We start from the raw sequence: 25670 nt of genomic DNA, 5'->3' as shown, positions 1-25670 counted from the left end.
TCAAGAGTGCCTCCGGGACTGTTCTGTCTGCCGAATGCTTTCTGCCAGATTACGATCGCTTGTCAACCGCCGCCAGCAAGCGCAGACTTCCGTCTTGAACCTGCACTGCTTTCACCGTTCCCACAGCAACTCTTTGTTGACCGTTAGCCATCGCTACCTCAATCTTAATCTTGGGGTCAGCCAGTAATCCCAGCCGCCCCCAGAGCCACTTAACTTGAGTAGCAGGAAAAGAGCGCACTTCTACATCTGAAAAGGGCGAATTAACCCAGCGGCTACCGTCGTAAAAACTCGCTACTTGCACCTGATACCAAACTTGTTCTCCGGCCAATTTTAACTCGTTGTTCGGTTCGGGTTCCAGCCACTCAGCGGGATTGACACTGCTAATTAAAGTAGCAGAACCCATAATTTGACTTTTGTGGGCTTCTAAACTTTCAGCCTGAGAAACTGCTTCCTGAAGTTTGTTGACTAAATTCCGAATTCGACTTCTTGTTTCGCTGTCAGTATCTGATTGCTGGTCGAGCCAATTCATCGCCTCGCGAGCTCCGTCTTGAGAAGCTACAATCAGAGCACCCCAAGCCTTGACATCGGCGTCAGCGGCATTCACTCTCAAGGCGGCGTCTATGCGGTTCCAGATCCGCCCGCTGTCATTTTTGAGGGTTGTGGCTATTTCGTTACTGTTGCTCGGATCGGCTTCAAATACTTGCAAAGCTTCGGCCCAGCGGCCGTCGATCAATTCTGCGAGAACTTGTTGACCGGGACTGGCCCAAGATGCGATCGCCTGCGCCCGAGTAATTTTAGCGTGAAATTCGATCGTTTCTAGCTGAGCTTGCGCGACAGCAGGCCAATTTTTGCCAGCTTTCCCCTTCGCCACACGCATGACATTTAATGCTGGAGACCACAGCCCGCTTTTCGCCAGCCGCAGCCCATTTTTGTAAGTCTCGTCATTGAAAGCAATTTCTTCTAAAGAAATCGCCGTTAACTGAACGGGGTTCGGCAAAAATTTGCGCGGGCCAATTTGATAAAGGGTAAATTGCGGCTCTAAACCAACTGTTTGGTCGATCGCCAACTGCGGGTTTTCCCCCTTAACAATTTGCTGCCAATTCGGCGGTTGTCCGGCCGCACTCGCCCACTCCAACAGCGGCATTAAATGATTTTGGCTGGGGTTGTAGCGAACGACTTGTCCGTAGGGAATTTTCCTGTCGCCCCGCTTTAGTTGACCGCTGACATTAAACCAAATGCCTGAGGCGGGGGGCTTTCCGTCAAAGCGGCGCAGTTCTGTTAGGGGTAGCGACTGATTCGAGGCTTGATTGTCAGATGTAGAGTCAGGTAAAGAAGCAATGACAAAAGATTCCGCCGGGCCTTCTACGTTCACAGAACTTGCTAACTGAAAATACTGCTCTTTATCGGAACTGCGATCGGGCAACTGTACTCGCTTGTACACCCGAAGTTCGACAATTTGACGGCAAGGATTTTTGCAAACAGTAGAAGCCTTAACAGTTCTTTCTACCATCACCGGCAATAGCAAATCGGAAATAGAATTATCGCGGGATTGATCGACGGGAAGCGGCAGGGGTTCTCCGGTTACGAATCCCAATTTGCGGATGCTGGCTTTGATTTGATCGAGAGTTTGGATCGAATCTCTGCTACCTGTAGGCAGGCGCGACCATTCCGGCACAAACTGAGAGATCAACCTGTTGCCATTGGGATCGACAATTAGCTGATAACTCAGCCAAGCGCCGCCTCCCATCAAAGCTGCACAGCCAGCCAAGACGCTGAGGGCTGTCAAATTAGCTACCAGTCTTTTCCAGGGATATCTGGCGCGAGTTCGGGGAGTAGGTATTGGAAGCTGGGACTCTTGAAGATTTTTCGCGCGTCGGGTTTGGCGACGGCGCCTTGTCGGAGGAGGAGCAACTTTTCGATTTTCTGGGGGTAAGGCTCGATTTTTTGAGGGGTTAATTTTGTGTTCCATCATCCCATTTTAGAATTTAGATTTTAGAATTTAGGGTTTAAAATTGCAATAGCCGATCGTACTGCCGACCTATGATATCCCAAGTGTATTGGCTTTCCACGAGCGATCGCGCGCTGACAGAAAGATCCTGTCTTAGCTGCTGATTTTCAAACAAACTGGTAATCGCCTCAACATACTCGTGAACTTTGTTCGCCCGCAAGGCCCTTCTCGGTTGTGGGCCGCCATCGACGGCTAAACCCTCCAAACCTCGATCGCTGGCAACGACGGGGGTTCCCGCAGCCATCGCCTCCAAAGTTTTATTTTTAATCCCAAAACCTATCCGCATCGGCACCACACAAACAGCAGCTTGATGCAAATATTCTGCCACCCTTTGCACCCGACCTACTACTTGAATTCCCGGGAGTTTCCCCAAGGCGAGCACTTCCGGGACTGGCGAAGCCCCGACTAGGGTGAGGGTAGCATCAGGATACCGCTGCTGCAAAGGCGGCAGTATTTGCAAACTGAGAAACCGCGCCGCGTCAATATTGGGCAAATTGTTCATTGCGCCTGCAAAAATTAAGGTGTGTCCTCCCGGATCGATCGACCGGTACGGAAATTGAGTTAAATCTACGCCGTTAGGAATTACATCTACGGAAGGTACAAAAAAATCTTGTTTTCCTCGCACCTGAACCGGAGACAACAGTAATTCTAGGAGTTGCTCTCTGTCTGTGGATGTGGTCGCAACAATGCGGGAGAATTTGGAACAGTAGCGTTTTTCGTAGCGGGCAAGTAGCGGTAAATTTAGTCGATCGCGCAGGGGTTTTTCCGAGGTGCCGGTTGCTAACATTTCCCTGCAAGTTCCCCAAACGGAACTGTGAATGTTTGCCACTGTCAGCAGTTTTTGCCGCCATTCTGGACGCACGTAAATCTCATTAACGCTGTGCTCGCAGGTGACAGCATCGCATTTGCCTGCTGTTACCAATTCGTCTGCCCAATTCTGCATTGCTTGGGAGTAGCTTGAGAGTACGTTGGGTGGTGTACCCGACTGCAAAAATCGACCAAATCTGTGGAATTTTCCTATTATTTTAGAGAACCCCCCCTCAGTCCCCCCCTTATTAAGGGGGGGAGGTAAAAATCCTTCCTCAGTCTCCTGGTGGAGTCTTAGCCCCCCCTTAGCAAGGGGGGGTTGGGGGGGTGTCTGCGGATGGGGAAAAACTGCCAATTCTGCAACTTGCTGGCGCAATGTGTCGATTTGTGCATCGGTGACATCGGGCGATCGCACAGTGCCGAGAATTACCTCATGCCGCTGGCTCAAGTATTGTAATAAATTAAACGTCCTCACCTGAGTTCCTCCGCGGCTTGGCGGATAGGGAAAAGTCGAGGAAAGCATCAAAATCTTCATGGGATGTGGAATAAATTAAAGTTGCCGCTTGCGCGATAAAATTGATTGATTAAATCTTTTTAACAATCTTCGCACCTATGGACGAATTATCTGTTAAGGCCCTGCTCGAAGACTTGAAAAAGTCCGACGAAAGCGTGCGCGATCGGGCAACTACAGAACTCTGGCGCACTTGGTTTAACCAGAAGGGTGACTATGGGATGCAAATTCTCAGGCGATCGCAAGTTTCGCTGGATGCAGGCGATGTTCACCACGCTTTGGATTTGCTGACGAAACTGATTGCGGAAGCGCCGGATTTTGCTGAAGCTTGGAACCGGCGCGCCGTACTTCACTATACCCAAGGAAATTATAAAAAGTCGATCGACGACTGCGAAATCGTCCTCAAACTGAACCCGGTGCATTTTGGGGCGTTGCACGGTCTGGGTTTGTGCTACGCTGCGTTGGGAGAATACATAAATGCTATTCAAGCTTTTCGTCGCGCTTTGGAAATTCAACCTTTTGCTTTGGTGAATCAAAAGTTAATTCTCGAATGTACGGCTCGTTTGAGTTAAAATCAACTGTGGAGTGAAGGAAGAAGGAAGTTCGGCAACGAGCAATGTACGGGATGTAACGGATGTAACCGATGTCAGGAAGAAGGAAGAAGGAAGAAAATTTAGGAAGAAGGAAGAAGGAAGAAAATCAATGGTTTCAGGATTTTTTGGCAATCTTAAATCTCAAATCTCAAATTGTCTAAGTTAGTGCCGAAAATTAGCGTTTGCATTCCTACTTGCAATCGAGTGCATCTACTGGCTTGTGCGATCGCCAGCGTGCTAGATCAAACTTATACAGATTTTGAATTAATTATCTGTGATGACGGTTCCACTGACAGCACTCCACTGTTGATGTCGGAATTTGTCGATCGCGGGATTCGCTACATTCGCCACCCGCAGAATATCGGCAAGAGTAATAATATGCGATCGGGCTTTGCGGCAGCAAGGGGTGAGTATTTTATCAAGTTTGACGATGACGATCGCCTGAGCGCGCAATTTCTAGAGCGGACATCTGCTATTTTAGATAAAGACCCCAGCATCGATTTTGTCAGTACCGATCACTGGGTGATCGACATTAACAATTATATTGACGAAAACCAGACGAAACTCAATTCGCAGCGGTGGGGCCGCACCGAGTTGTCGGCTGGAATTATTGAAGATTTGCTTTCCACAGTTTTTCTGAGACAAAGTTTGCAAATAGGGGCCACTTTGTTTCGCCGCCGCGCCCTGGAAGAAGTAGGATTTCTGCGGCCGAATTTGCAAAATTGCGAAGATAACGATTTGTTTGTGAGACTTGCGATTGCTGGCAAAAGGTGCTATTACTTGCCGGAGCTGTTGATGGAGTATCGAGTTCATGCAGGACAGCAAGGAGTCGATCGGGCAATTCCGTATTTAAGCGATAAATTGCGCTATTTGACCGGGTACGAGTTTGAGTCGGAGAAGTTGGAAACAGTCAGGCTCAAAAGGATTGCTGAAACTCAATTAGCGCTAGGTTTGCGGCTGATTGAGGTGGGTGAAACTGCAAAAGGGCGCCTGATGGTACGGGCTGGAAAGTCTGTTTCTGAGGCGAAAATGTGGGCTGGTTTGGGATTGTCGCTGCTGCCCGTCGAGTGGCGGAGGAGGGCTTTTGCTGCGGTGCGGGAGTTGGTAAAAGGGGAGTTGTGAAGGCGTAGGATTTCTACAGAATACCCGGCGGTTGAAACCGCGTCTATACACACAAAACTCACAAGGCAAGGGTTGAAAAGTCGGGGGTTAAAATCACGTTTATACAGACAAAACCCATCGAAACAAGTTTAAATTCTTGATTTTCTTGAGTCCCCCTCTGCTGGGACGAGAGGCAACTGTAGACCAGGTTTTAACCGCCGAGTTTTCTGGCGTGTCGGTTTACAACCAGAAATTATCCGATTGATATAGCGGGTAGCCACGGAATATCTGTAACGCCTGGGTCGTAGCCAAGTTGTTTGAGTAGTGTGGTAATTTGCCCTCTATGGTGAGTTTGATGATTGAACATATGTGTCACCAGAACCCAAGTCGGTAGCACGCGGCATTTACCATCTACATTGCTTGTGTACTCAAACGGTTGGCTCAACCAGTCAGAATTAAGGTGTCTAGACCATTCTATAATTTGCCGATCCGTTGTCTCCCGTTCTGCTCTCAAAACCTCAAAGTCAGCATACAGTTCTTGACCGATAACGGTACCAGAAAATGGGTGAAGAGTGAAACGACCCATCCATGCTTTGTCCCCATACAGTAAGTGATTCAAAGTGCCATGAATCGACTTAAAAAAGGCACCCATATCCTGTTTGCGCTGTTCATCAGGAATAGCCGAGCAGACCGAATATAGATTTTGATTCATCCAGCAATTGTACTCAGCCATTAGCTGGTAGTAGCTACCGTCGTACATACTCAAAACATAATCACATAGTTTGAACAACTTACATTATACAAATATAGCAATCCTAAATGAGTCGTAAATTTTTGACCCCACCCCAACCCTCCCCTTATCAAGGGGAGGGAGTAAGAAATTCACAAATGATTTAGGATGGCTATAGGTCTTTCACAATACTCCTGACTCTAATTGGTCTAGATAAATAAACTCAGGAGCTTTAACTCCGGCTTCTTCTCTAATTTTAACCAGTCTAGGCGACTCAAAAAACGCCCTAGCATCTGCGATTGATGTCCAGGCGGAGAAATGAACAATTTTGTTTGGTTCATTGTCATACTTCAAGACCTGATAGGAGCGCTCGCCCGCTTCTTTTCGGATGCTTTCAGCACGATCGAATACCTGTTTCCAAGCGTCATAATTTTCTACTTCATGAATAATTAAGACATACTGCATAGTAATCAGATTCTCTGAGCCTCTCAAAACTTCAAACGACTAATTTTATTAGACTCACTCACTTTGTCTCCAAAGCTGACCACAGGAGAGCGAGTAAATTATACCGTAGCGACGGTTAAAAATCCTCCCAACACCGAACAGAGCGATCGGCTTTCCACTAAAGTAGTAAAGAGTGCCTGATGTAAATAAGTTTTTCCTAAATATCGTGTCTATATTTTCTGAAATTCCGACTGTGTGGTTGCAAATTTCCCTCGTGGGAGTCTGGTTGGGTTTGATTTTACTGGTAGCTGAAGGGTTAAATCGCTTTACTTCTGTCGATCCTGAAGTATCGCGGAAGGTGGTGCATATCGGTACTGGAAATGTGATTTTGCTGGCGTGGTGGCTGGAAATACCCGGTTGGGTGGGGATTTCGGCGGGGGTTTTAGCAGGTGCGATCGCCCTAATTTCTTACCAAGTTCCGATTTTGCCGAGTCTTAACAGTATCAACCGCAAGAGTTTGGGGACTTTTTTCTATGCTGTTAGTATTAGCGTTCTCGTGGCTTGGTTTTGGCCGCTACAGCATCAGGAGTACGCTGCTTTGGGCATTTTAGTCATGACTTGGGGCGACGGATTGGCTGCTGTCATCGGCCAGAAATACGGCAAACATATTTATCGAGTTTGGGGAATACAGAAGAGTTGGGAAGGTTCTGCAACTATGTATTTGGTGAGTTTTGCTGTTAGCAGTTTGATTTTGCTGACGGTTCAAGGCAATATTTGGCAAACTTGGGCTGTGTCTGCTGTTGTAGCTTTGGCGGCTGCTACTTTGGAGTCGGTTTCCAAGCTGGGAATTGACAATCTGACTGTGCCGATCGGCAGTGGGGCGATCGCCTTTTTCCTAAATCAATTTTTGATAATTGGTAATGTGTAATCTGAACTTCCCCCCACGGGCGGCGTTGCTGGATACAGATATGAATTCAAGATTTCCCAATTGCTATAAACGGCGTTGCTGAATAGAGGTATGAATTCAAGATTTCCCAATTGCTACAAGCCAAGTCTGGTGAGTTTTGTAACTTCAAGCGAAAAGGTAATTCCTACCGTGAATCAGCAATGCCAATTATCAATTGTCTAAGTCTCGTTAAAGCAGCCGACGTGCTTGTAAAATTTGTTGTTGCCATTGCTCGAAAGCGGGGATTTTTGAGCGATCGTCTGTTGGAAACATCGCCCTTATTTGCTCCATAAGCTCGATCGCCAGCGGTACGCCAAGCTGCAATTGTTCCAAGACATCCCGCTGAGCAAAAACGGTTTCCGGTGTTCCTTCTAAAATCAGTTTTCCCCGATCCATTACAAACACCCAATCAGCCCAGCGGTAGATGAAATCGAGGTCGTGACTTGCTAAAAGAATGGTGGTTCCGGTGCTGTGAATTTGTTGAAGTAAACCGATCAGTTGTCGGGTGTGACGCGGATCGAGATAAGCGGTAGGTTCATCTAACAGCAGCAGTTTGGGCTTGAGAACCATGATATCGGCGATGGAAACCCGCTTTTTCTGACCCAAACTGAGATTGTGAATTGGTTCGCGGGCGAGTTCGCTTAGATCGAATTGCTCGATCGCCTGCTGCACCTGTTGAGCAATTTCGGATTCTCTTAAGCCTAAATTGTACAATCCGTAGGAAATATCTTCTTCTACCGTCGAAGCTACTAATTGATGTTCGGGATTTTGAAAGACGAGTCCGATTTGTTGGCGCAGTTGCATCAAAGATTTGCGATCGTAGCGAAAGGGTTCACCTTGCCAGCTAATGATTCCCTGTTGCGGTTGATATAAGCCATTTGCTAACAGAAAAAAGGTAGTTTTGCCACAGCCATTTTGACCGATCAGCCCGCAGCGTTTCCCGGCGGGGACTTTGAGGTTTAAATCATGAATTGCCGATCGCGAACCGCAGGGATAGGAGTAGGAAGTGCCAGCGAATTCGAGAATCCATTCAGACATATTCGTTATTTTTTATTTTTTATAGCCTTGTTCCCAGGCTCTGCCGGGGAATAAATACCCGGAGGCTATGCCTCCAATTACCGATTACCGATGAATGATTACCAATTACCGATTACCGATTTCCATTGTATAGCAATCCTTGCAGGAGTCGTAAACTTTTTACCCCACCCCAACCCTCCCCTTATCAAGGGGAGGGAGTAAGAAATTCACAAATGATTTAGGATTGCTATATTTGTGTCAGCCTTGATCTGATTTTGACAACTGCCAAAGTTGCATTTCATAACAGAGATGTTGCTCAAAAAGTTTGCCCGCTTCCAATCCTTCAACCACCAACTTCTTGAACCAGCGGCGAAATATCCAGCGCAGGAATTTGTGGACGGGGGGAACTGTGATCGCAATCAAATCGGCAACATAGATCATTGTATTTAGTCCATATCGGCGGAAAGTATCGACATACAAATCGATAGTCGGCAAAATATGGGCGGAAATATCCTCACTTTTTACTAAAGTGAATCCAGCCTGCTTTAATGCTGCATGAAGTTCCGTAACAACATGACAATTAGAGAACATTCCCTCTTTATAATTAGCATCAGAGCGCAGCATATCAGCCAGCAAAACGTAACCGCCCTGATTGAGGATTTTGGCGGCACCGTTAGCAATATCAACAGCCGACATATACTGGCTACTTTCGCTAAAGAGAATAAGATCGTAGAAATGGGTTGCTTTGAAGTCTTCAAACCTAGTGAGGTGGAAGATTGCCCGATCGCCAGTACACTTAAGAAAGCGCTGCTGTTGAAACGGATCGGGTGCGAGCCCTTCGACTGCAAAACCTCGATCGAGCAAATAAGCTGCATTTCCGCCAATCCCGCAGCCCACATCGAGTATCGTATGAGTGCCTTTGGGGATCGCATCCAACAGTTTTACAGTATAAGCTTGCTGAGCCAGGCGCAATCGTGCGATCGTTAGTTCGTCAGCGGGCACAGGTAGGGTTTCCCAATAGCCGTAGTGAAGGTAGGGCGAATCTGTCAGGCCCAAATAGTAATTAAGTGCTGCATTTTGGTAGCGAGTTACCTTGGAAATTTCGATTGATTTTGGCTGCGACATTCGGAAAATTTAGTAATTTTTAGGATTTCGGGCAGAGTTGAAATTCTTCCCAGCGCTTGCATACTTGTTCATAGCACTCAACCGGAGAAATTGCCAAGTTTTGCAACAAATTGATATCAATCTGACCGTTGGCGATCGACAAAAATATAATTGCTTCCTTGGGTTCGTAGCTAGCAATGATAAAGAGCAGATTTGAAACAGTGTTATCCTCTAGTTCTAGTTGTTGCAAATAAGCAGTTGCGTACAATTGGGAAACAAATTGCAGATCGTACTTGATAGTATCTACGCTCCAATTCACAGAACCGTTAATGGGAGTATTGATGTTGCAAGCAACCAAGCCTCGTCCTTGATGCAAAAAGCCATTCCAAGCAGTATGTCCAATCGACAAAATATTCTGGTGAATAAACAAGTTTTGCCAGTAGCCAAAACTACCCTGCCAAACACTATCTTCGATTCGCATTTCTTTTCCATTAAAATAATATACGCTTCAGAACACAGATCGAATTACATCAGCGTTCATCTGTGTTTATCTGCTGATATCTGCGGTTAAAAAAGCCCAATCCAATAATTAAAAAAATAATAAACTCACCATCATCCATACCTCGCAGATGAAAAACAACAGGTAAACAAATCGGCGGGCATCCTGACTCAGAGATGCAACGATCTCATTACAGTTGCGGGACAGCGCCGGATTCGCACCGAACTTTCCCCCTTGCGTCTGATGTGTGTTTTTCATCAGAGCCGATCGATATACGGGGATATTACCACTATTTGGGATATTTGACAAAAAAGCGATCGGACATCTGCAACAATCCTTGTGGGGAGTAGGGGTTAGGCATCCTGCCGCCCCTTGACTGACTTTTCAATTCTATATTGTGATTCGGTGTGTCGCCAGTCATCAGAACAATTTTTCCATTGAGAAATTCATGCCTATCCTGAGAATTGACTTCAGCTTCTAGATATTCTTCAGCCGTGTAGCTTTTGGTTTCAACCGACGCGATTATATACAACAATCTTCTTTAATCTACCCATTTCATTTTCTCTTAAGAATCATGTTAATTAAACATAAAATTCGATTTTAATCATGCTAAAAAACAGGCAAGATGCCTGTTCCACAAAGAGAGAATTTTCTTGTGGGGTGGGCATCCTGCCCGCCCCTGAAAGACTTATTGAGAATGTGCAAGATGTAAGTGCGATCGCACTTAACAAAGTTACCGCAGCGGGACAAAGTTATAGCCAGTGCTTCCTCCTTGTTTAACTTGCACTAAAATCGGCTTACCAGCCCGATCGCCCGTGGGCAAAAACTTCACATTTTCGCTCGATCCTGGTGTCGAAAAACTCGCATTTCTGAGTGCTTGTTGCAATCCTTCCCGCGTATTGCTTTGCCGCAAGCCAGCGATCACAGCTTGAGTCGCGTCAAAACTCGTTGCTGTTCGCCAATTCACAATGCCTCCCCAACGCTGGCGGGCATTTTCTGGGAAACGGCTACCGGGATTAGTGTCCGGATGCCAGGGAACGGGCAAAACAAGCCCGTCAACGTCTTTTTGTCCCTCTTTTAAAGTTTGAAAGGTGTAGAGCGTAGTGCTGCCGTAGAGTGGCAATTTGCCTCGATTGATGCGAGCCAGAGAGATGGCACGGTCAATGCGATCGATGTGGGGCGCTAGCATCAATCCTTGTGCACCTTTGCTGACAGCATCGGCGATCGCACTTTCGGGATTAAAAGAGGGTAATGAAAAGTCGCAAACAGTAGGAACTAATTTGCCTCCAGCAGCAGTAAGAGATGCCACAAATTCATCTTTAAATGATATGTTATCCGGTGCTTGGGAGTCATAACAAACGGCAATATTAGTTGTGCGTTCTGTTCTAACTACATATTCTGCTAAGGGAGCAGCCATTAAGCTAATATTGGGTACTGTCCGAAAGATGTAGCTGCCAAATCCTGATAAATTATTGGCAAAGCTCGTCGGTGTAACCATTACCAGTTTTTCTTGCTGATAGATCGGAGCAGCTTCGAGAGATGCGTTGCTAGCATTGTGTCCAATTACTGCTAATATACCCGGATCTTTTGTCAATGTCTTTGCAACTTCTCGGACCACTTCTGGACTGTTGTCATCGTTGACAATTTCTACTTGCAGTTTGGCGCGGTTGATGCCACCGATATTATTGATTTCATCCTGAGCTTGGGCCACACCTCGGAGGATTTCTTGGGCGACATTTGGGTTGCTACCAATGGGGACGCTGACAGCAATTTTTAAGAAAGACCCATTGCTGGCTGTGGCATTATTCAAATAAATAATGGCATTATTTAAATAGATAATGGTTTCCGGATCGTTGCGATTTTGTTGCAGCGAATCCTGAAAATTTTGGACGGAGGCTTGGTAATCTCCCTTGGCAAAAGCTTGAACGCCTGCTTGTTTTGCGCCTGTTGTTTGGGATGTCAGCAATATCTGATTTCCTAAACTGATGCGATTGGCGATCCCTCCCGAGCCGCTCGTTGCCCATGTAGATGTAGATGTAGGTGTATTTAAATTTTTGCCCTTCAATAAACCGGGAAGGAACTTGTATGCGCCAAACCCAATTAAGCCGATGGTAATAATAAAAACAATGGGCGGGGGACTGTTTCTTTTGTTAGTATCTGGAGACATAATTTTTGTTCCTTATATAAGTTCTACAGAAAAGCTGTTAACTACAATCATTATTCAAGAGCTTTCTGTTAAAGTCAATTCATTAAATTCACTAATTAAGTTCATAAAAGTCATATTTGTATGTTTAAAACGGGCAGGATGCTCACCCCACAAGAGTTCCATCAAAGTTGGCTGTTTTGCTCAACTGTAAATGTTCTGTTTCTCGATCGCGTTTATGGTGCGATCGCACACAGTGCATTTCCAGATAATGCTAGGGCGATGAGCGCACTACAAGTAATTGCGCTCGACTTTAATAAATTCATGTGTTTCTGTGTAACTATAAGTGTCATCATCTTGTACCCGTTTTTTTTTTAGTGTTAAGTTTTATCATTTAGGTAGTGCTTCCCAATTACAGATAGACTCTGGTTTGAGAGGGCAAGTTTTGGGCGTGATCGGATTTCCGCCGAGGGAGATATTAGTCAGCTTAGTCAAGAATTCTAGCGGTTTGATGTCACTAATTTTATTGTTTTCGAGACCGATTCCAGACAGTTTAGTCAAAGATTGCAATGGTTTGATATCGCTGATTTTATTGTTGCTGATATCGAGCTGAGTAAGTTTAGTCAAAGATTGCAAGGCTTTAATGTCGCTGATTTGATTGGTGCCGAGGAATATCCCAGTCAGGTTAGTCAAGGATTCTAGCGGTTTGATATCGCTGATTTGATTGGTGCCGAGTTCGATAAAAGTCACGCTAGTCAAAGATTGTAAGGGTTGGATGTTCCTGATTTGATTGTTGTCAAGACTGAGATAATCCAGTTCAGTCAAAAATTGTAAGGGTTTGATGTCACTGATCTGATTGTTGCCGAGAGTGAGAAAACTCAGCTTAGTCAAGGACTGCAAGGGTTTAATGTCACTGATTTGATTGTTGTAGAGGGAGAGTTGAGTCAGGTTAGCCAAAGATTGCAATGATTGAATATCGTTTATTTCATTTCTACTGAGGTCTAGTTCAGTCAGTTTAGTCAAAGATTCCAAGGGTTTGATGTCGCTGATGTCATTGTTGTCAAGGTCGAGTTTTGTGAGACTCGAAAGTTTCTGATTAGCCACATCGCACTCAGTAGTCTTAGATTTCCGCAACAGCACTTCAACAGTATGTTTAGTTTCAGGACTCAAAGAAGCTTTTTCGCGACACCAATCACCAAATGTTTTGTTTGCCGGCTGCGTCTGTGCGACTGATGGGGAAGATATATTTCCACATGATGCTAGACCGATCGCACTCAAAGCAACTACCACCATCAACCTTGACAAATTCACGTATTTCTGTATAACCATAAATGTCATAATCTTGCACCTCTAATTCTCTGAACAGTAAAGTTTTAGGCAAAAAGCTTTCAGAGAGGACAACCGTCCTCTCTACAAATTGCACTCAGCTCAAATACCTAACAATTCACCAAATGCCGAATCAATATCCATCTCAGCAACAGCCATAGACTGAGAAACTGGTGAATGATTAGGAGACTCCGGTGACTTCACCGAATGCACTTTTGCTACTGGTGATTCGGTCACAGGTTCCACAACGACAGACTATGATTTTTTGACATTAATTACAGGTGATTGTGCTCCATTTTCTTGATGTTTACTGGTTTCATTCCGCAGCAACATTGCCATCAAACCGTCCAACAAACCCCCACTACCGCCGTTACCATTCACTGTGACATCGGGAACAACGCGAACGCTACCATCCGAAACCGCTTGCATCAGTTGCAACAGCGTGTAACTCTGCGTACCCAAAGCGTTGACACCAACTTGATAAGCATCAGCTTTTGCTTGTCCCATCAGCCGAATCCCTTCTGCTTCACCACTTGCGTGTTCGATCGCAGCAGTTGCACTTAGTTGGGCAATTTTCACCCCTTGTTCTGCCGCCACCACCTGATTTTGAATATTGGCGATCGCAGTTGCGCGCACCAATTCTTGACGCTGCGACTCTGAAATGCGCTGTACTTCGTAGGTTTTCTCCTGTTCCTGAGCAATTTTGCGATCGGTCAGCGTTTGCATTAACTCTGGTGGCGGCGAAATCAAACCGATCAGCGTGTCCACAGCTTGCACGTCGTAGGCCCGCAGGGCTTGACGGACGTGTTCTGCCGCCTCTGCTTGGCGCTCGCTGCGCGCGATCAGGAAATCGAGTATTGTATATTCTTGAGAGGAATTGCGAAAATAATTGCCCACAATTGGACGCAGCACTTGGTCGATCAGATTCTGCATCGAACCTTGCCGCGAAATGACTCTCGGTGCATCCAAAGTACCGACATGAATGATCTGAAAAACTTCTAACTCAAACGTAAATCCGTCAAAAGAAAGCAATTTCAGAGCGCTTAACTTAGAGTCGTAGCCGTGTTCTCCGCTGAACCGCGATGTGAAGTTTAAAACAACATCGGTAGTGGGAACAAGTTCTACTTTCATCACTTTTGTATTGATGGGATGTTTGCCGGGGTAAAGCGGTTCGACCCACACACCTTTATCGCCTTTGTTGACGAGATTGCCGTGGGTAAAAGCGGCGCCGCTTACATCTTGGTGCGATCGCCCGACATAGGAAATTACTACGCCTACATAGCCGATCGGCACTTCGGTCATTTTTACTTGTTCAACTTGCACAAACCAGGGATTGAGGTTCCAAGAACCCGATAAAATCACCTGTTCTTGCAAGCCCCGGCGCCCGCCACCCTTGATGAAAGATTGTGCTTTTTGGAAATTGTCGTGACCGGGAATTATTGGCCCAGCAATTTCACCTTCATCAATCGGAACGCCGTCTAGCACGTTCGCAATTCCCACGCGATCGGGAGCAAGTTTGTATAGTTGAAGTTGCGACGGCTGCATACCCTTTGCAGAGGCATTGGCAGAAGTAATCACCTCAAATACAGCGGTATTGATCCGATAAGTACCAGTTGTGATTATGGCTAGTTGCCGTCCTTTTTCTCCACCGTCGGTGAGAAACTTTCGGGCATTTTGAAAATTGTCGCAATCGACAACTTTACCTAAAATGCGATCGGGAGGAATAGTGGCTCCGTCATTGGCAATAATTAAACCGATTTCATCTTGAGGAACGACAACAACTGGTTCTTTGCGAATGCTATATTGCCAGGGAAAATAACCAAAATGCCAGCCGGGAGGAAGGGTATCTGCTTGCAAACCTCCTTCGCCATCGAGAGCAATCAATCTACTGGATGGCAAATTTTTGCGGGAGAATTTCTTAGTAACAATTCCCACTTCTCGTTCCCCGATCGCAATTAATCCCAAAGTCCAGCCAATCTTGGGTATAAAGATGAAAACTAGGAACATTGCTCCTACGGGATAGATCCAAATCGGAATGCTAAATCCTTCTGCTTGGGCTGGTTGAACTTCCTGGGCTTGCGGCGGCGGATTGCTTTGAGCGGAAGTTGGCGGGGCAAAAGCGCCTGCTGCTGCGATCGTGGTTGCGAAAGATACTGCTAAGGGTAAAAGTTTGCGAAGCCAACGTGATTTAGTCATAGTTTTTAACCTGTTTTAAGCTCAAATGTACTGAAAAGTAGTTAACTACAATCAGTATTCAATAAATTTCTTGGAAGGTCAATTCATTAAATTCATTAATTAAGTTCATAAAAGTCATATTTAGAATATGATTTGGCAGGAAGTGCGATCCACAGATTCAGTAAAAACCCGGTTTATGAAGGTTGTGATGCGTAACTCTCGTTGATATTTTCTGATTAGCCACATCGCATTCACTCGTCCCTGCTTTTTCCAAAAGGGCTTCCACAGTATGTCTAGCTTCTGGATTCAAAGAAGCATACTCGCGACACCAATCACCAAATGTTTTGTTTGTGGGTTGGGTTTCTGCTGCTAAAACTGAAAGTCCATTTCAAGATAATGCTACAGCGATGAGTACACTACAAGTAATTGCGATAAACTTTGGTAAATTCATGTATTTTTGTCCAACTATAAGTGTCATCATCTTGTACACCTAATTGTCTAGAATGTCAAGTTTTAGCATTAACGAAAAGCTTTAAGAGAGAACGATCGTCCTCTCTATAAATTGCACAGATTAACTCAAACATTGTCAGATGGTAATTCACCAAATGTCGAATCAATATCAGTGAGAAACTAGGGAATGGGGGTGAAATCATAGCCGTAGGTGGAACGACTACCTTCGACCACTTTCACCAACTGCACAGGAGCATTACGATCGCCCGATGGCAGAAATGAGATCGTGCCAGAAGCTCCCGATGCAGTAAACAATGGACTGTGCAAGGTTACCGAAACACCTTCACGAGTGGGATTTGGTTGCAAAGCTGTGCCCAGAGCTTGAGTCGCATCATAGGCAGTTGCGGTGCGCCAGTTAACATCGCCGCCCCAGAGTTTGCGCGATCGTGTTGCGAAGTTCTCCGACCCCGCAGCCAGAATGTGCCAAGGCACTGCTATGACCATGCCGCGTCCTTGCTCGCGGGTCACATCTAGGGTTTTGGGGCTGTAAACATCATCCCCACCGAGCACAGGTAAGCGATTATTATTGGCCTGGACAACCTGGAAAGCGCGATCGAGCGAATCCGTATTGCTGGCTAGCATAATCACTTCTGCTCCGAGCTGTTTAGCTTCTTCTAAACTTTTGTTGAGGCTGAGGCCCGAATTGGACAGATCGTATTCGCCCACAACTTGGCCGCCTTGGAGGGCGATCGCAGTGCTAAATTCCCCCTTAAGAGATTTACTGTATTCACTTTGGGAATTGAAATAAACAACCGCTTTTTTCAGCTTCAATGTTTGCAGCATATAGTCAGTCAGCGCCCTAGCTGAAACATAGTCGCTTGGTACTGTCCGCAACACATAGGGGCTTTTATTTGACAGTTGAACCGCTGTACTAATTGGAGAAATTGCGACCAGCTTGCCCTGGTTATAGATCTCGGCAGTGGCTAGCGTCACACTACTGGCATAGTGTCCAACAACACCAAGAATACTTGACTGATTGACTAATGATTCAGCAATTTTTTGTGCGGTTTTATTATCGTTGTTGTCATTGGCAATTTCAACCATGAGTAACCGACCATTGATACCGCCAGCCGCATTAATTTCCTGTTGAGCTTGAGCCACGCCTCTCAGAATTTCACGGGAGCCATTGATATCGGTACTCCCTGGAATAGAAACCGCAATTTTAAGTGGGTTGCGCGAGAATGCTTTGGCATTGTTGCTGTAAATCAAAGCTTCGGGATCGTTAGGCTTTTGTTGCAGCGATAGATCGAATAATGCTTGTGCACTTGCATAGTTGCCACTTGTAAACGCTTCTGCCGCTTGGAGTTTAGTAGGAGTGCCGTCTTTTGGAAAGAATAGAGTCTCCCCTTGGCTCATGGAATCTTTAACAGCATCAGTATTGATTTTGATCGAGTTGCTAGGCAATGAATTAAGGATTTTACCGCCCAAGCTAACTCCTCCAATTAAGAGTAGTGCTGCAATTATGTAGAAGATCGGGGGCGGGGAAAATTTTCCCTTGGTGGAATCAGATGTCATGAGTTGTTTCTCCTAGGGTTGAATAACAGCATATTTCATGTGTTTGGTACACACACAATCGCGTGATATATATAGCTGAATTAGCAATACTTACTACTGTATTTAATAAACTTAGTATATGCTGTAGATTTCAATCTACTCTTGCAATATACAGAATATTTGTTTACTACAACAAGTATTCAACAGATTTCAGTTAAAGTCAATTCATAAAAGTCATTCATTATGTTCATAAAAGTCATATTGATGATATGATTTTGCAGGAAGTGCGATCGGTTGTCCCCCAAAATGAGGGACTCAAAGTTTTACCAAATGTTGAAAAGAGGACACGGCAATGCCGTTTCCCTACCCTAAAATAATCATGAGCACTTCATGAAAAATGTAACCACCGCCCGATTATTTGTAGGGAAACGGCACTGCAGTGTCCTGAATTTGGCTAAGAGCAATATATCAACGGGTGCTCAGAAACCGGGTTTTTTGCGACAATACTTCTTTACAGCCCACAGATTCGGTAAAAACCCGGTTTCTTTGCTTGTGATGCGTAAGTCCCGTTGATATCAACCACCACCACCGCCACCACCGCCGCCGCCGCCACCGCCACCACCACCACCGCCACCACCGCCACCACCATCGCTGCTAGTGCTAATGACTGCAATTGTTTCTTCGTACTCTTTATGGTAAGAGCAGTTTCGACAGTGATGGGTAACTTGCTGCTTTCCTGAAGTGCCAGTAGTTGCAGGAATCAAAACTTGATGAGTCCGTTTGAGCTTGAGCGTTTTGCACTCAGGGCAACGTCGTCGTGCAATGAATATGCTAATTGCTGTGCCGGAGAAAAACAGTTGCCAAATTATAGAAGTAGATTGAGATTGGTTGCCAGTTTGTTGCCAACCAGGTTGAGGTATATTCAAAATCCCCTGCGGAAATGCAATTTGCACTTCTAATTCTTGTTGGGGTTGAATAGGCTGACTTGCCACAAACTCAAATGTTTTCGGATCTACTTGACGAGGAACTGCGGCTGTACCAAAATTCGTAAACGAGAGAACTTTCCCTGACAAAGCTTCTGGTAATTCCACCGTAACTTTTCCCGTATTAATCGGAGCTTTGCGACCCGCTGCAATGGCTTTCCAATAAACTAGAGTATTCTCATTATCTACCTGCAATCCGCCTACCACGCGATATTTGATGACAAAAGTATGTGATTCGGGCGCTTTTAATTGATGTTGCCAACGAATCCAAAGTTCATTGTTTTCAATCCCCGTGCTACTCGGAATTATTTGATTATTTTCTTGAACGGTGACATCTTTAATTTCATATACCTTATCTAAAGGAATATAGCGATATCGTTCAGTGTTGTAGTCGGCTGTGAACACATATCTTTGCTTTTCCGTAACTAACATATCTCCGTTGGTCTGAACGTCGATTGTGACGTTGATGTTATCCCAGTAAAACGGTATTTGTTGGGCGGCTGCATGAGTCACTGTTACCAACAATAGGCTTAATGAAGCCATTAACAAAAAAAGTAGTTTTTTGATTAGTCGTTTATTTATCATAGGATTTCCACAAGATAAGTGTTGACTACAATTATTCAACAGGTTTCTTTTGAAGTCAATTCATTAAAGTCATTAATTATCTTCATAAAAGTCATATTTGGAATATGATTGTGCATGAAGTGCGATCGTTTCATCTCAAAATGAGTGACTAAAATTTCCATCCAATATTTAAAAGCGATCGTACAATCTGTAAAAAAGTGCGATCGCCCTTATGCAAATCCTGCGCGCTAAACTAACGAGAATACGAAAATTATCAACAATAGTCATGGACGCGCGGGTGCTCAGAAACCGGGTTTTTTTCGACAATACTTCGTTACAACCCACAGATTAAGTAAAAACCCAGTTTCTTTGGCTATGATGCGTAAGTCCAGTTGATATTAACCACCACCACCGCCGCCACCACCGCCACCACCGCCACCACCGCCACCGCCACCGCCACCACCGCCACCGCCACCGCCACCGCCACCGCCACCGCCACCGCCATCGCTCATGCTTGGCATTACTTCTTTATACTTGTGATAGTAAGAGCAGTGTTCACAGTTGCAGGTAACTTCCTGCTCTCCTGCACTGCTATATGTAGGACTCAACAAAACGTTATAAGTCCGTTTGAGATTGAGCGTTTTGCACTGAGGGCAGCGTCGATTATTGATTGCATTGGTGATAATTATTAATACAATCACTACAATGAGTGCAGATACCCAAATCAGGATAAAAGACATTACAAAAGGCTCAGAGTCCAAAAACACTTGTTCTTCCGAAGAAGATTGAGATTGATTGCCAGTTTGTTGCCAGCGAGGTTGAGGTACATTGAGAATTTGCTGGGGAAATGCAATCTGCACTTCTAATTCTTGCTGCGGTTGAACAGGCTGACTTGCCACAAATTCAAATGTTTTAGCATCTACTTTGCGAGGGATAGCTGGCGTACCAAAATTCCTAAAAAACAGAACTTTACCTGACAAAGTTTCTGGTAATTTTACTCTAACTTTTGCGGCATTAATCGGGGCTTTGCGACCTGATGAAATGGCTTTCCAATAAACTTGAGTATCCTGACCATCTAGCTGCAATCCACCTACTACACGATATTTGATAACAAAAGTATGTGATTCTGGCGCTTTTAATTGATGTTGCCAGCGAATCCAAAGTTGATTGTTTTCTGTTCCAGTGCTACTGGGAATTATTTGATTATTTTCGGCAACGGTCACATCTTTAATTTCATCGACCTTATCTAAAGGAATATAGCGATATCGTTCATTGGTGTAGTCTGCGGTGAATACATATTTTTGCGTTTCGGTAACTAACATATCTCCGTTCGTTTGAACGTCGATGATGACGTTGATGTTATCCCAGTAAAACGGTAATTGTTGGGCCGCTGCATGAGTGACTGTGACCATAAATACGGTCAAGGATATCATTAATAAATAAAGTATTTTCTTGAGTAGTCGTTGATTTATCATATAATTTCCACAAGATAAGTGTTGACTACAATTATTCAACACTTATCTTGTGGAGTCAATTCATTAAAGTCATTAATTATCTTCATAAAAGTCATATTTATAGCAGAAAGCCCTTCAGTCTCTCTTGTTTGCATCAAAGTCTAGATCCCCCCTAGCCCCCCTTAATAAGGGGGGAACAAGATTCTTCTTAAAGTCCCCTTTATTAAGCTATGCGTTCTTCTTATCAAACTCCCCCTTCTTAAGGGGGATTTAGGGGGATCTAAACTTGACAATAAGCGACATTTATTGGACTGGTTTACTCTTTCTCACACTCTGCTTGGGCACGAGCAAGTCTGGTATCTAATAGCATAAAATTAGCAGTAAAATACCGCGCTTAACAAAGTTAAAACTGTACAGCCAAACACGGCTTCAAATGTATATCTTCGCGAAGGTTTGTAAGGGTAAGAATTCCAAACGCGCAGTTCTCCATTAAAGCCGCGCGACGCTAAACTCAATGAAACTTGACGGTAGTTTTCCAAAGTTCGCTGAAGCAATTGCCCGATTAAAATGCTTAAACTCTGCATTCCCCGCTTCCAAGTGCGGTAGCCACAGCGCGAGTTTTGGGCGATCCAAAGTTCATCGGCGATCGCCAATAAGCTAAAAATAAACCGATACATTAGTAATAGCAGTTCTGTGACTAACTCTGGACAGCGTAATTGTCTGAGAATTTGCAAGATTTCGGTAAATGGAACCGTCAAGAGAATGAAATACATACAGCTTGTCGATGCGAAGGCACGGGCAAATAGCAAGCTCACTTGGTATATTCCAGTGCGACTCACATACAGATAAAAAGTGCTGATGCTAATCCCCCAACCTTGCCACATATCCCACTGAATTTCCTGGATTTGACTTAACTCAACCGCACCCATCGCCAAAGCAGGCAAACTTGTCAGCAAAAACATCAACGGTAGCGACAGCAACCGCAAATACAGTTTCCCCGGAATACCGGCATAGACGACGATCCAGACAGCCAACCAAAGGGCGATCGACAATTGGACGATCGCCCCAGAAACTAGAGACAGAATTAAAAGGGCGATCGCAAATGATAACTTGTGAGATGGAGGCAACCCCCGCAAGCGATTTGTATAAGCCAGACTATCAATCTGATGGTTCATTCCGACGATTTATTATCAGACTGCTGCCGAGATTGCGATCGGCCTTTATACAACCCAATGACGTATCCAACTACGCCAGCCCCCATCGCCGCTTGAGACGCAAACAATAGACTTGAAATTTCTCCGCTAGCCGGCTCAAACAAGTGATTGAACCAAGGTTTATAACCCGGTTGGATTTCGGTAATTGCTTTCTTAGCTTGGTCATCGGAACCGCCATATTCACCCCGCACAAAAACGAGAGGAAACGCGGCCAGAACAATCACAGCGCCAGCCAAAAGCCAATTTTGCCGCGAAGTAGATTGGTAATTTTTTGTAGGTTTTTGATTCACGGCTTATGACTCCTGTCTCAATAATTTCAAAGTTTCCAACTCGGGTTTCCCGTAAGAATGCAGCCAATTCCAGACCAATAGAGTCAGCAATCCCTCACTGATAGCCAGGGGTACTTGAGTGATAGCAAAGATGCCCGCAAACTTGAGAAACGAAGCCATAAAACCGCCAATTGCTGCCGGAAAAGCTAACGCTAATTGAATCGAAGTCGTCACATAAGTCAGCAAATCTGCCAAAGCCGCCGCACAAAAAATTGCTGCCCGCTGGCTGCCAGTTCGCAACAGCAATTGATAGATAAAATACGCAGCGAAAGGGCCGACAATCGCCATCGAAAACATATTCGCTCCCAGCGTTGTCAACCCACCATGCGCTAACAGTAACGTTTGAAACAGCAGAACTAAAGCCCCCAGTACAGCCATCACCGAAGGGCCGAACAAAATTGCGCCCAAACCTGTACCCGTCGGGTGAGAACAACTGCCCGTTACCGAGGGAATTTTTAAAGCAGAAAGCACAAAAGTAAACGCACCCGCCAAAGCAAGCAATAATTTAAGTTCCGGGTGTTCTTTTGTAATACGAGTAATCGATCGCAAACCTACTGCAAAAAAAGGCAACGCCACAATCCACCAAAACGCAGCCCATTGCACCGGCAAAAAACCTTCCGAAATGTGCATAGCTGCGGCGGGCGTTGCCGAACCCAGGACAATATAACAACTCAAGCCAGCCATCAATCCCAAGCTGACCAATTTCCGATTTCTGGTCTTCACACTGAACCTCGCAGATGAGACTATGTAAACTAACACATCGGCGGGCATCCTGACTCAGAAAGCGACATGACCTTCATTACAGTTGCGGGACAGCGCCGGACTTGCACCGAACTTTCCCCGTTTCCTCTAACGGCTGCTCCCCATTAGAACCGACTGGTTAGACATAGTTTAGTCGATCGCGTAAGTCTGAGCAAATCTTTTACAAAAATTACTTCAGATTAACTAAGTCAAAATTACCTATCATCTTCTCTTCTCTTCCTTCGCGTCTTCGCGGTTCGTTCAATAAATACTATCGCTCAACAAATCAACGGTATAATATTAGTGAGTTTTGAGGAAACCCGCAATGTTACAGTACAACTTGCCGAGGAACTTGCCCTCCGCCGATGAACTACCCGACTCTGATGAAACGCCTGTGGATAACGAACTGCAAGAATTAATACCAGGATTGCTAAAAGCAATATTGCTCATACTTTGGGCAGAACGCATGGACTGGTTTTTTGGCATAGATATGGGTATCTATTATCACCCAGATAAACCTGCCATTGTGCCAGATGCTTTCTTGAGTTTAGGTGTAGAAAGGTTTTATGATGAAGAATTGCGTCCCAGTTACGTCCTGTGGGATGAAAATGTTCTGCCGAGTTTTGTGCTGGAAGTAGTTTCCCCAACTTATCGCAAAGAATACACCACAAAGTTAGAGGAATATCAAGCTTTAGGCGTACTTTATTACGTCATTTATTCTTCCCGCCGCCGTCGTAAACCTCGTTTAGAAGTACACAAGTTAGTCAATGGAAAGTATGAATTACAGCCAGGAAATCCAGTTTGGATGCCAGAAATTGGTTTGGGGATTGGTTGTGAAAGGGGAAGTTATTCTGGGGTGACAAGGGAGTGGTTGTATTGGTATGATGCCGAGGGAAAACGTTATCTGACTCCTGAAGAACAGGTGAAAGAATCAGCGCAGCGCGCCCAACAGGAATCGCAGCGCGCCCAACAGGAATCGCAGCGCGCCCAACAGGAAGCCCAGCGCGCCGATCGATTAGCTGAACGTTCCGATCGACTAGCTCAGCGATTGCGGGAGTTGGGGATAGATCCTGATAATTTGAGCTGATGACAATCAAGAGTACCAGACTGACGGACTCTGGACGCTCAGAAACCGGGTTTTTCAACCGAGATCGATCGTCCTCAACGAAAGATTTTCAGGAAAAAACCCGGTTTCTGCATCCAGGAATGTGTGAATATTATTTATCCCAAAAATCAGGAAAAATGGGGCTAGATTTGGGAAAAACAGAGAGTTTGACGGCAAACATTGAGATTTAGCTCGAAAACATGAAAATCAGGAGAGGTTATTAAATAATGGTCATGGATCTGCGTTCTTACGATGTCATCTGTTTTGGTGATGAAGTTCCAGGAGTTCTAGCTGTTGTCTCTGCCTCCAGAGAATATCTTCGCCGCACAAAGCGTTATCCGCGAATTCTGCTGATGTCTAAAGGAAGCTTGCAAGAAGGAATTGGTGGGCATTTGGTAAGAGGTGGCCTTGCTTATTTAGATAGAAGTCAGATTAGTGAACAACTTCAACAATCTTTAAAGTTAGATACCTTTGGTTCACCGACGACAATCTATAAAGAGTTCCTGCAAAAATCCGGTGTTAAGGCAATTGCACTTGACCCCCGCAAAGCCAGTGCAGCGCTGAAAGAAATGCTGGTACAAGCTGGGGCAGATCTCCTCAGCAAAGGAGAAATTAAATCAGTCAGTAAAGAAGGTCAAAAAATTGCCAGTATAACCACCTCTCAAGGCGTAGTTTATGCCGGCAAGCAATTTATTGATGCCACTGTCAATGCCGAATTAGCTCAAGCTGCCGGTGTGAGAAAGCTGAAGGGATTTGAAACATTCGGTCTGCCTAACTCAGAACTTCCAGTCACCCTCGTTTTTGAAACCCAAGGACTCAGTGCAAGAGCCCTGAAAGAATTCGATTATATTTATCTAAAACGCTTCACCAACCTGGCCGATTCAGAGAGTCAAAAATTTTTGCTGTACGCTGCCGACAAGGATGCCAAACTAGCAGAAGAACTCCGGCGGGAAATGAAAGACACTCAAGGCAATCTCAAAACTCTGTGGGCGGGTAACGATTACATCGATGTACGCTCGCCGGCTCTGTCTGTAGCTTACCACTCCTTTAGAGGAATAAAACTATCTTTTTCTGAAAGCGGCACAATTTTAGATGAGGGAAATATAGCCATACTTCCAAATGATAGACTTTCGTGGAATGCACTTTTATTTGCCGTCACCGCCAGCGAAGCGGAAGCCTTAGCTAGAAGCGGGAGCAAACCCACGGCTAATATGCAAAGAGAGATGTTATTTGTTACAACTTGGCTGAGGAGTTTGGGCGCTACTTCTGTTACTTATGCCTCAGAACTTTATATCAGACACGCCGGCAATGTGACGGGAGTTGTAGAACCTTTAACTGGCGCACAAATGCTGTCAGGTGGCGTACCTGCTAATGAAGCCCTGGCAACATTTAGCTATCATTTTGATGTACGGGGAGGCATCCAGGGTATTCGCGATAAAGCAAACCGTCTAGGATGGTTTAAAAGTCTGAGTTTTAAACACCCTATCTTTAATATTGGCATCCGCCACGCATTGATTAAAAACGTTCCTAACCTGGCAGTGGTCAGTCCCTGTTCTGGATTTGAAGGGTTTGCTTGTTCTGTCGGCAGAATTGTGGAATTCAACGCTGCAGTTGGTCAAGGTGTGGGTATCGCTGCGGTTAATGCCATTCTAAATAACAAAAATCTAGCCGATGTATCTAACCGAGAAGTGAGACAAGTTCTCGCCCAAACAGGTCAGTTACCTAAAATTTTTGGAACTCCAAATAATGGTGAGGCAATGCTATTGGCGCAATTCGAGAGTCTTGCCAGTTCGGATGCTATTGCGTAATATCCATTTCAATAAACAATGCAATAGTAGGTTTGGCCAGTGGAACGAAACCCTACACAAAAGT

The 25670-nt window shown here is 45.1% G+C and carries 23 protein-coding genes and 2 riboswitches; of the genes, 6 read left to right on the top strand and 17 right to left on the bottom strand.

Translation table 11 applies throughout. From position 1 onward, the window contains the following. Positions 1–49: 49 nt before the first annotated feature. The gene (locus tag QUB14_RS17030; RefSeq protein WP_333218225.1) at positions 50–1972 is read right to left on the bottom strand and encodes a hypothetical protein; all 1923 of its coding nucleotides are present in this window, start codon (positions 1970–1972) and stop codon (positions 50–52) included. Positions 1973–2006: 34 nt separating this feature from the next. Beyond that, entirely contained in the window at positions 2007–3350 is a 1344-nt protein-coding gene (locus tag QUB14_RS17025) for a glycosyltransferase family 4 protein (RefSeq protein WP_333218226.1), read from the bottom strand. Between the two features lie 77 nt (positions 3351–3427). On the opposite strand from QUB14_RS17025, the gene QUB14_RS17020 reads away from it, so the two are divergent. After that, a complete protein-coding gene (locus QUB14_RS17020; RefSeq protein ID WP_333041178.1) occupies positions 3428–3898 on the top strand; it encodes a tetratricopeptide repeat protein in 471 nt (156 codons plus the stop codon). Between the two features lie 186 nt (positions 3899–4084). Next, complete coding sequence (locus QUB14_RS17015) at positions 4085–5041, top strand: glycosyltransferase (RefSeq protein ID WP_333218250.1); 957 nt, start codon at positions 4085–4087, stop codon at positions 5039–5041. Positions 5042–5273: 232 nt separating this feature from the next. Here QUB14_RS17015 and QUB14_RS17010 read toward each other — a convergent pair whose 3' ends face one another. Together QUB14_RS17010 and QUB14_RS17005 are read right to left on the bottom strand one after the other, a co-directional pair. Continuing rightward, positions 5274–5780, bottom strand: coding sequence for a DinB family protein (locus QUB14_RS17010; protein ID WP_190656062.1), 507 nt, complete (start codon positions 5778–5780; stop codon positions 5274–5276). A gap of 153 nt (positions 5781–5933) precedes the next feature. Further along, positions 5934–6215, bottom strand: coding sequence for an antibiotic biosynthesis monooxygenase (locus tag QUB14_RS17005; protein ID WP_190656064.1), 282 nt, complete (start codon positions 6213–6215; stop codon positions 5934–5936). Positions 6216–6420: 205 nt separating this feature from the next. Here QUB14_RS17005 and QUB14_RS17000 point away from each other — a divergent pair, with 205 nt between their 5' ends. Continuing rightward, positions 6421–7122 (top strand): diacylglycerol/polyprenol kinase family protein, encoded by a 702-nt coding sequence (locus QUB14_RS17000; RefSeq protein WP_445251637.1) that lies wholly within the window; start codon positions 6421–6423, stop codon positions 7120–7122. Between the two features lie 207 nt (positions 7123–7329). Here the strand turns inward: QUB14_RS17000 and QUB14_RS16995 are convergent, their stop codons facing one another. From QUB14_RS16995 to QUB14_RS16975, 5 genes are all read right to left on the bottom strand, one after another. Beyond that, entirely contained in the window at positions 7330–8178 is an 849-nt protein-coding gene (locus QUB14_RS16995) for an ABC transporter ATP-binding protein (RefSeq protein WP_190656066.1), read from the bottom strand. A 237-nt stretch (positions 8179–8415) separates the two neighbouring features. Next, positions 8416–9282 (bottom strand): methyltransferase domain-containing protein, encoded by an 867-nt coding sequence (locus QUB14_RS16990; protein WP_333218227.1) that lies wholly within the window; start codon positions 9280–9282, stop codon positions 8416–8418. 19 nt (positions 9283–9301) lie between these two features. Next, the gene (locus QUB14_RS16985; RefSeq protein WP_333218228.1) at positions 9302–9742 is read right to left on the bottom strand and encodes a hypothetical protein; all 441 of its coding nucleotides are present in this window, start codon (positions 9740–9742) and stop codon (positions 9302–9304) included. 156 nt (positions 9743–9898) lie between these two features. After that, positions 9899–10043: riboswitch (cobalamin riboswitch) on the bottom strand. 6 nt (positions 10044–10049) lie between these two features. Further along, positions 10050–10295 carry a hypothetical protein gene (locus QUB14_RS16980; protein WP_333218229.1) on the bottom strand — a complete coding sequence of 82 codons (246 nt, stop codon included), beginning with the start codon at positions 10293–10295 and terminating at the stop codon, positions 10050–10052. 198 nt (positions 10296–10493) lie between these two features. Beyond that, complete coding sequence (locus tag QUB14_RS16975; RefSeq protein ID WP_333218230.1) at positions 10494–11927, bottom strand: ABC transporter substrate-binding protein; 1434 nt, start codon at positions 11925–11927, stop codon at positions 10494–10496. Positions 11928–12065: 138 nt separating this feature from the next. On the opposite strand from QUB14_RS16975, the gene QUB14_RS16970 reads away from it, so the two are divergent. Beyond that, positions 12066–12281, top strand: a complete 216-nt coding sequence (locus QUB14_RS16970) for a hypothetical protein (protein ID WP_333218231.1) — start codon at positions 12066–12068, stop codon at positions 12279–12281. Positions 12282–12293: 12 nt separating this feature from the next. On the opposite strand, the gene QUB14_RS16965 is transcribed toward QUB14_RS16970, so the two are convergent. The 8 genes from QUB14_RS16965 to QUB14_RS16930 form a co-directional block, all read right to left on the bottom strand. Then, a complete protein-coding gene (locus QUB14_RS16965) occupies positions 12294–13232 on the bottom strand; it encodes a leucine-rich repeat domain-containing protein (protein ID WP_333297256.1) in 939 nt (312 codons plus the stop codon). A gap of 252 nt (positions 13233–13484) precedes the next feature. Continuing rightward, a complete protein-coding gene (locus QUB14_RS16960; protein WP_333218233.1) occupies positions 13485–15425 on the bottom strand; it encodes an SPFH domain-containing protein in 1941 nt (646 codons plus the stop codon). Positions 15426–16034: 609 nt separating this feature from the next. After that, positions 16035–17429, bottom strand: coding sequence for an ABC transporter substrate-binding protein (locus QUB14_RS16955; protein ID WP_333218234.1), 1395 nt, complete (start codon positions 17427–17429; stop codon positions 16035–16037). A 554-nt stretch (positions 17430–17983) separates the two neighbouring features. Next, the gene (locus QUB14_RS16950; protein WP_333218235.1) at positions 17984–18934 is read right to left on the bottom strand and encodes a DUF2207 domain-containing protein; all 951 of its coding nucleotides are present in this window, start codon (positions 18932–18934) and stop codon (positions 17984–17986) included. A 419-nt stretch (positions 18935–19353) separates the two neighbouring features. Then, complete coding sequence (locus QUB14_RS16945) at positions 19354–20430, bottom strand: DUF2207 domain-containing protein (protein ID WP_333218236.1); 1077 nt, start codon at positions 20428–20430, stop codon at positions 19354–19356. 353 nt (positions 20431–20783) lie between these two features. Continuing rightward, entirely contained in the window at positions 20784–21584 is an 801-nt protein-coding gene (gene cbiQ / locus QUB14_RS16940; RefSeq protein WP_333218237.1) for a cobalt ECF transporter T component CbiQ, read from the bottom strand. Continuing rightward, positions 21581–21913 carry an energy-coupling factor ABC transporter substrate-binding protein gene (locus tag QUB14_RS16935; RefSeq protein WP_333218238.1) on the bottom strand — a complete coding sequence of 111 codons (333 nt, stop codon included), beginning with the start codon at positions 21911–21913 and terminating at the stop codon, positions 21581–21583. Before QUB14_RS16935 ends, cbiQ begins: the two co-directional genes overlap by 4 nt. A 3-nt stretch (positions 21914–21916) precedes the next feature. Next, positions 21917–22636 carry an energy-coupling factor ABC transporter permease gene (locus QUB14_RS16930; RefSeq protein ID WP_333218251.1) on the bottom strand — a complete coding sequence of 240 codons (720 nt, stop codon included), beginning with the start codon at positions 22634–22636 and terminating at the stop codon, positions 21917–21919. A gap of 61 nt (positions 22637–22697) precedes the next feature. Then, positions 22698–22844: riboswitch (cobalamin riboswitch) on the bottom strand. 174 nt (positions 22845–23018) lie between these two features. Between QUB14_RS16930 and QUB14_RS16925 the strand changes: the two genes are divergently transcribed. Together QUB14_RS16925 and QUB14_RS16920 are read left to right on the top strand one after the other, a co-directional pair. Next, the gene (locus tag QUB14_RS16925; RefSeq protein ID WP_333218239.1) at positions 23019–23780 is read left to right on the top strand and encodes a Uma2 family endonuclease; all 762 of its coding nucleotides are present in this window, start codon (positions 23019–23021) and stop codon (positions 23778–23780) included. Positions 23781–24031: 251 nt separating this feature from the next. Next, a complete protein-coding gene (locus QUB14_RS16920) occupies positions 24032–25606 on the top strand; it encodes an FAD-dependent oxidoreductase (protein ID WP_333218240.1) in 1575 nt (524 codons plus the stop codon). The last annotated feature ends 64 nt before the right edge of the window (positions 25607–25670 follow it).

This window comes from Microcoleus sp. B3-D2 (assembly GCF_036705345.1).
Lineage (GTDB): Bacteria > Cyanobacteriota > Cyanobacteriia > Cyanobacteriales > Microcoleaceae > Microcoleus.
Note: the sequence above shows the minus strand (reverse complement) of the source record. Positions and strands in the feature narration are given on the sequence as shown.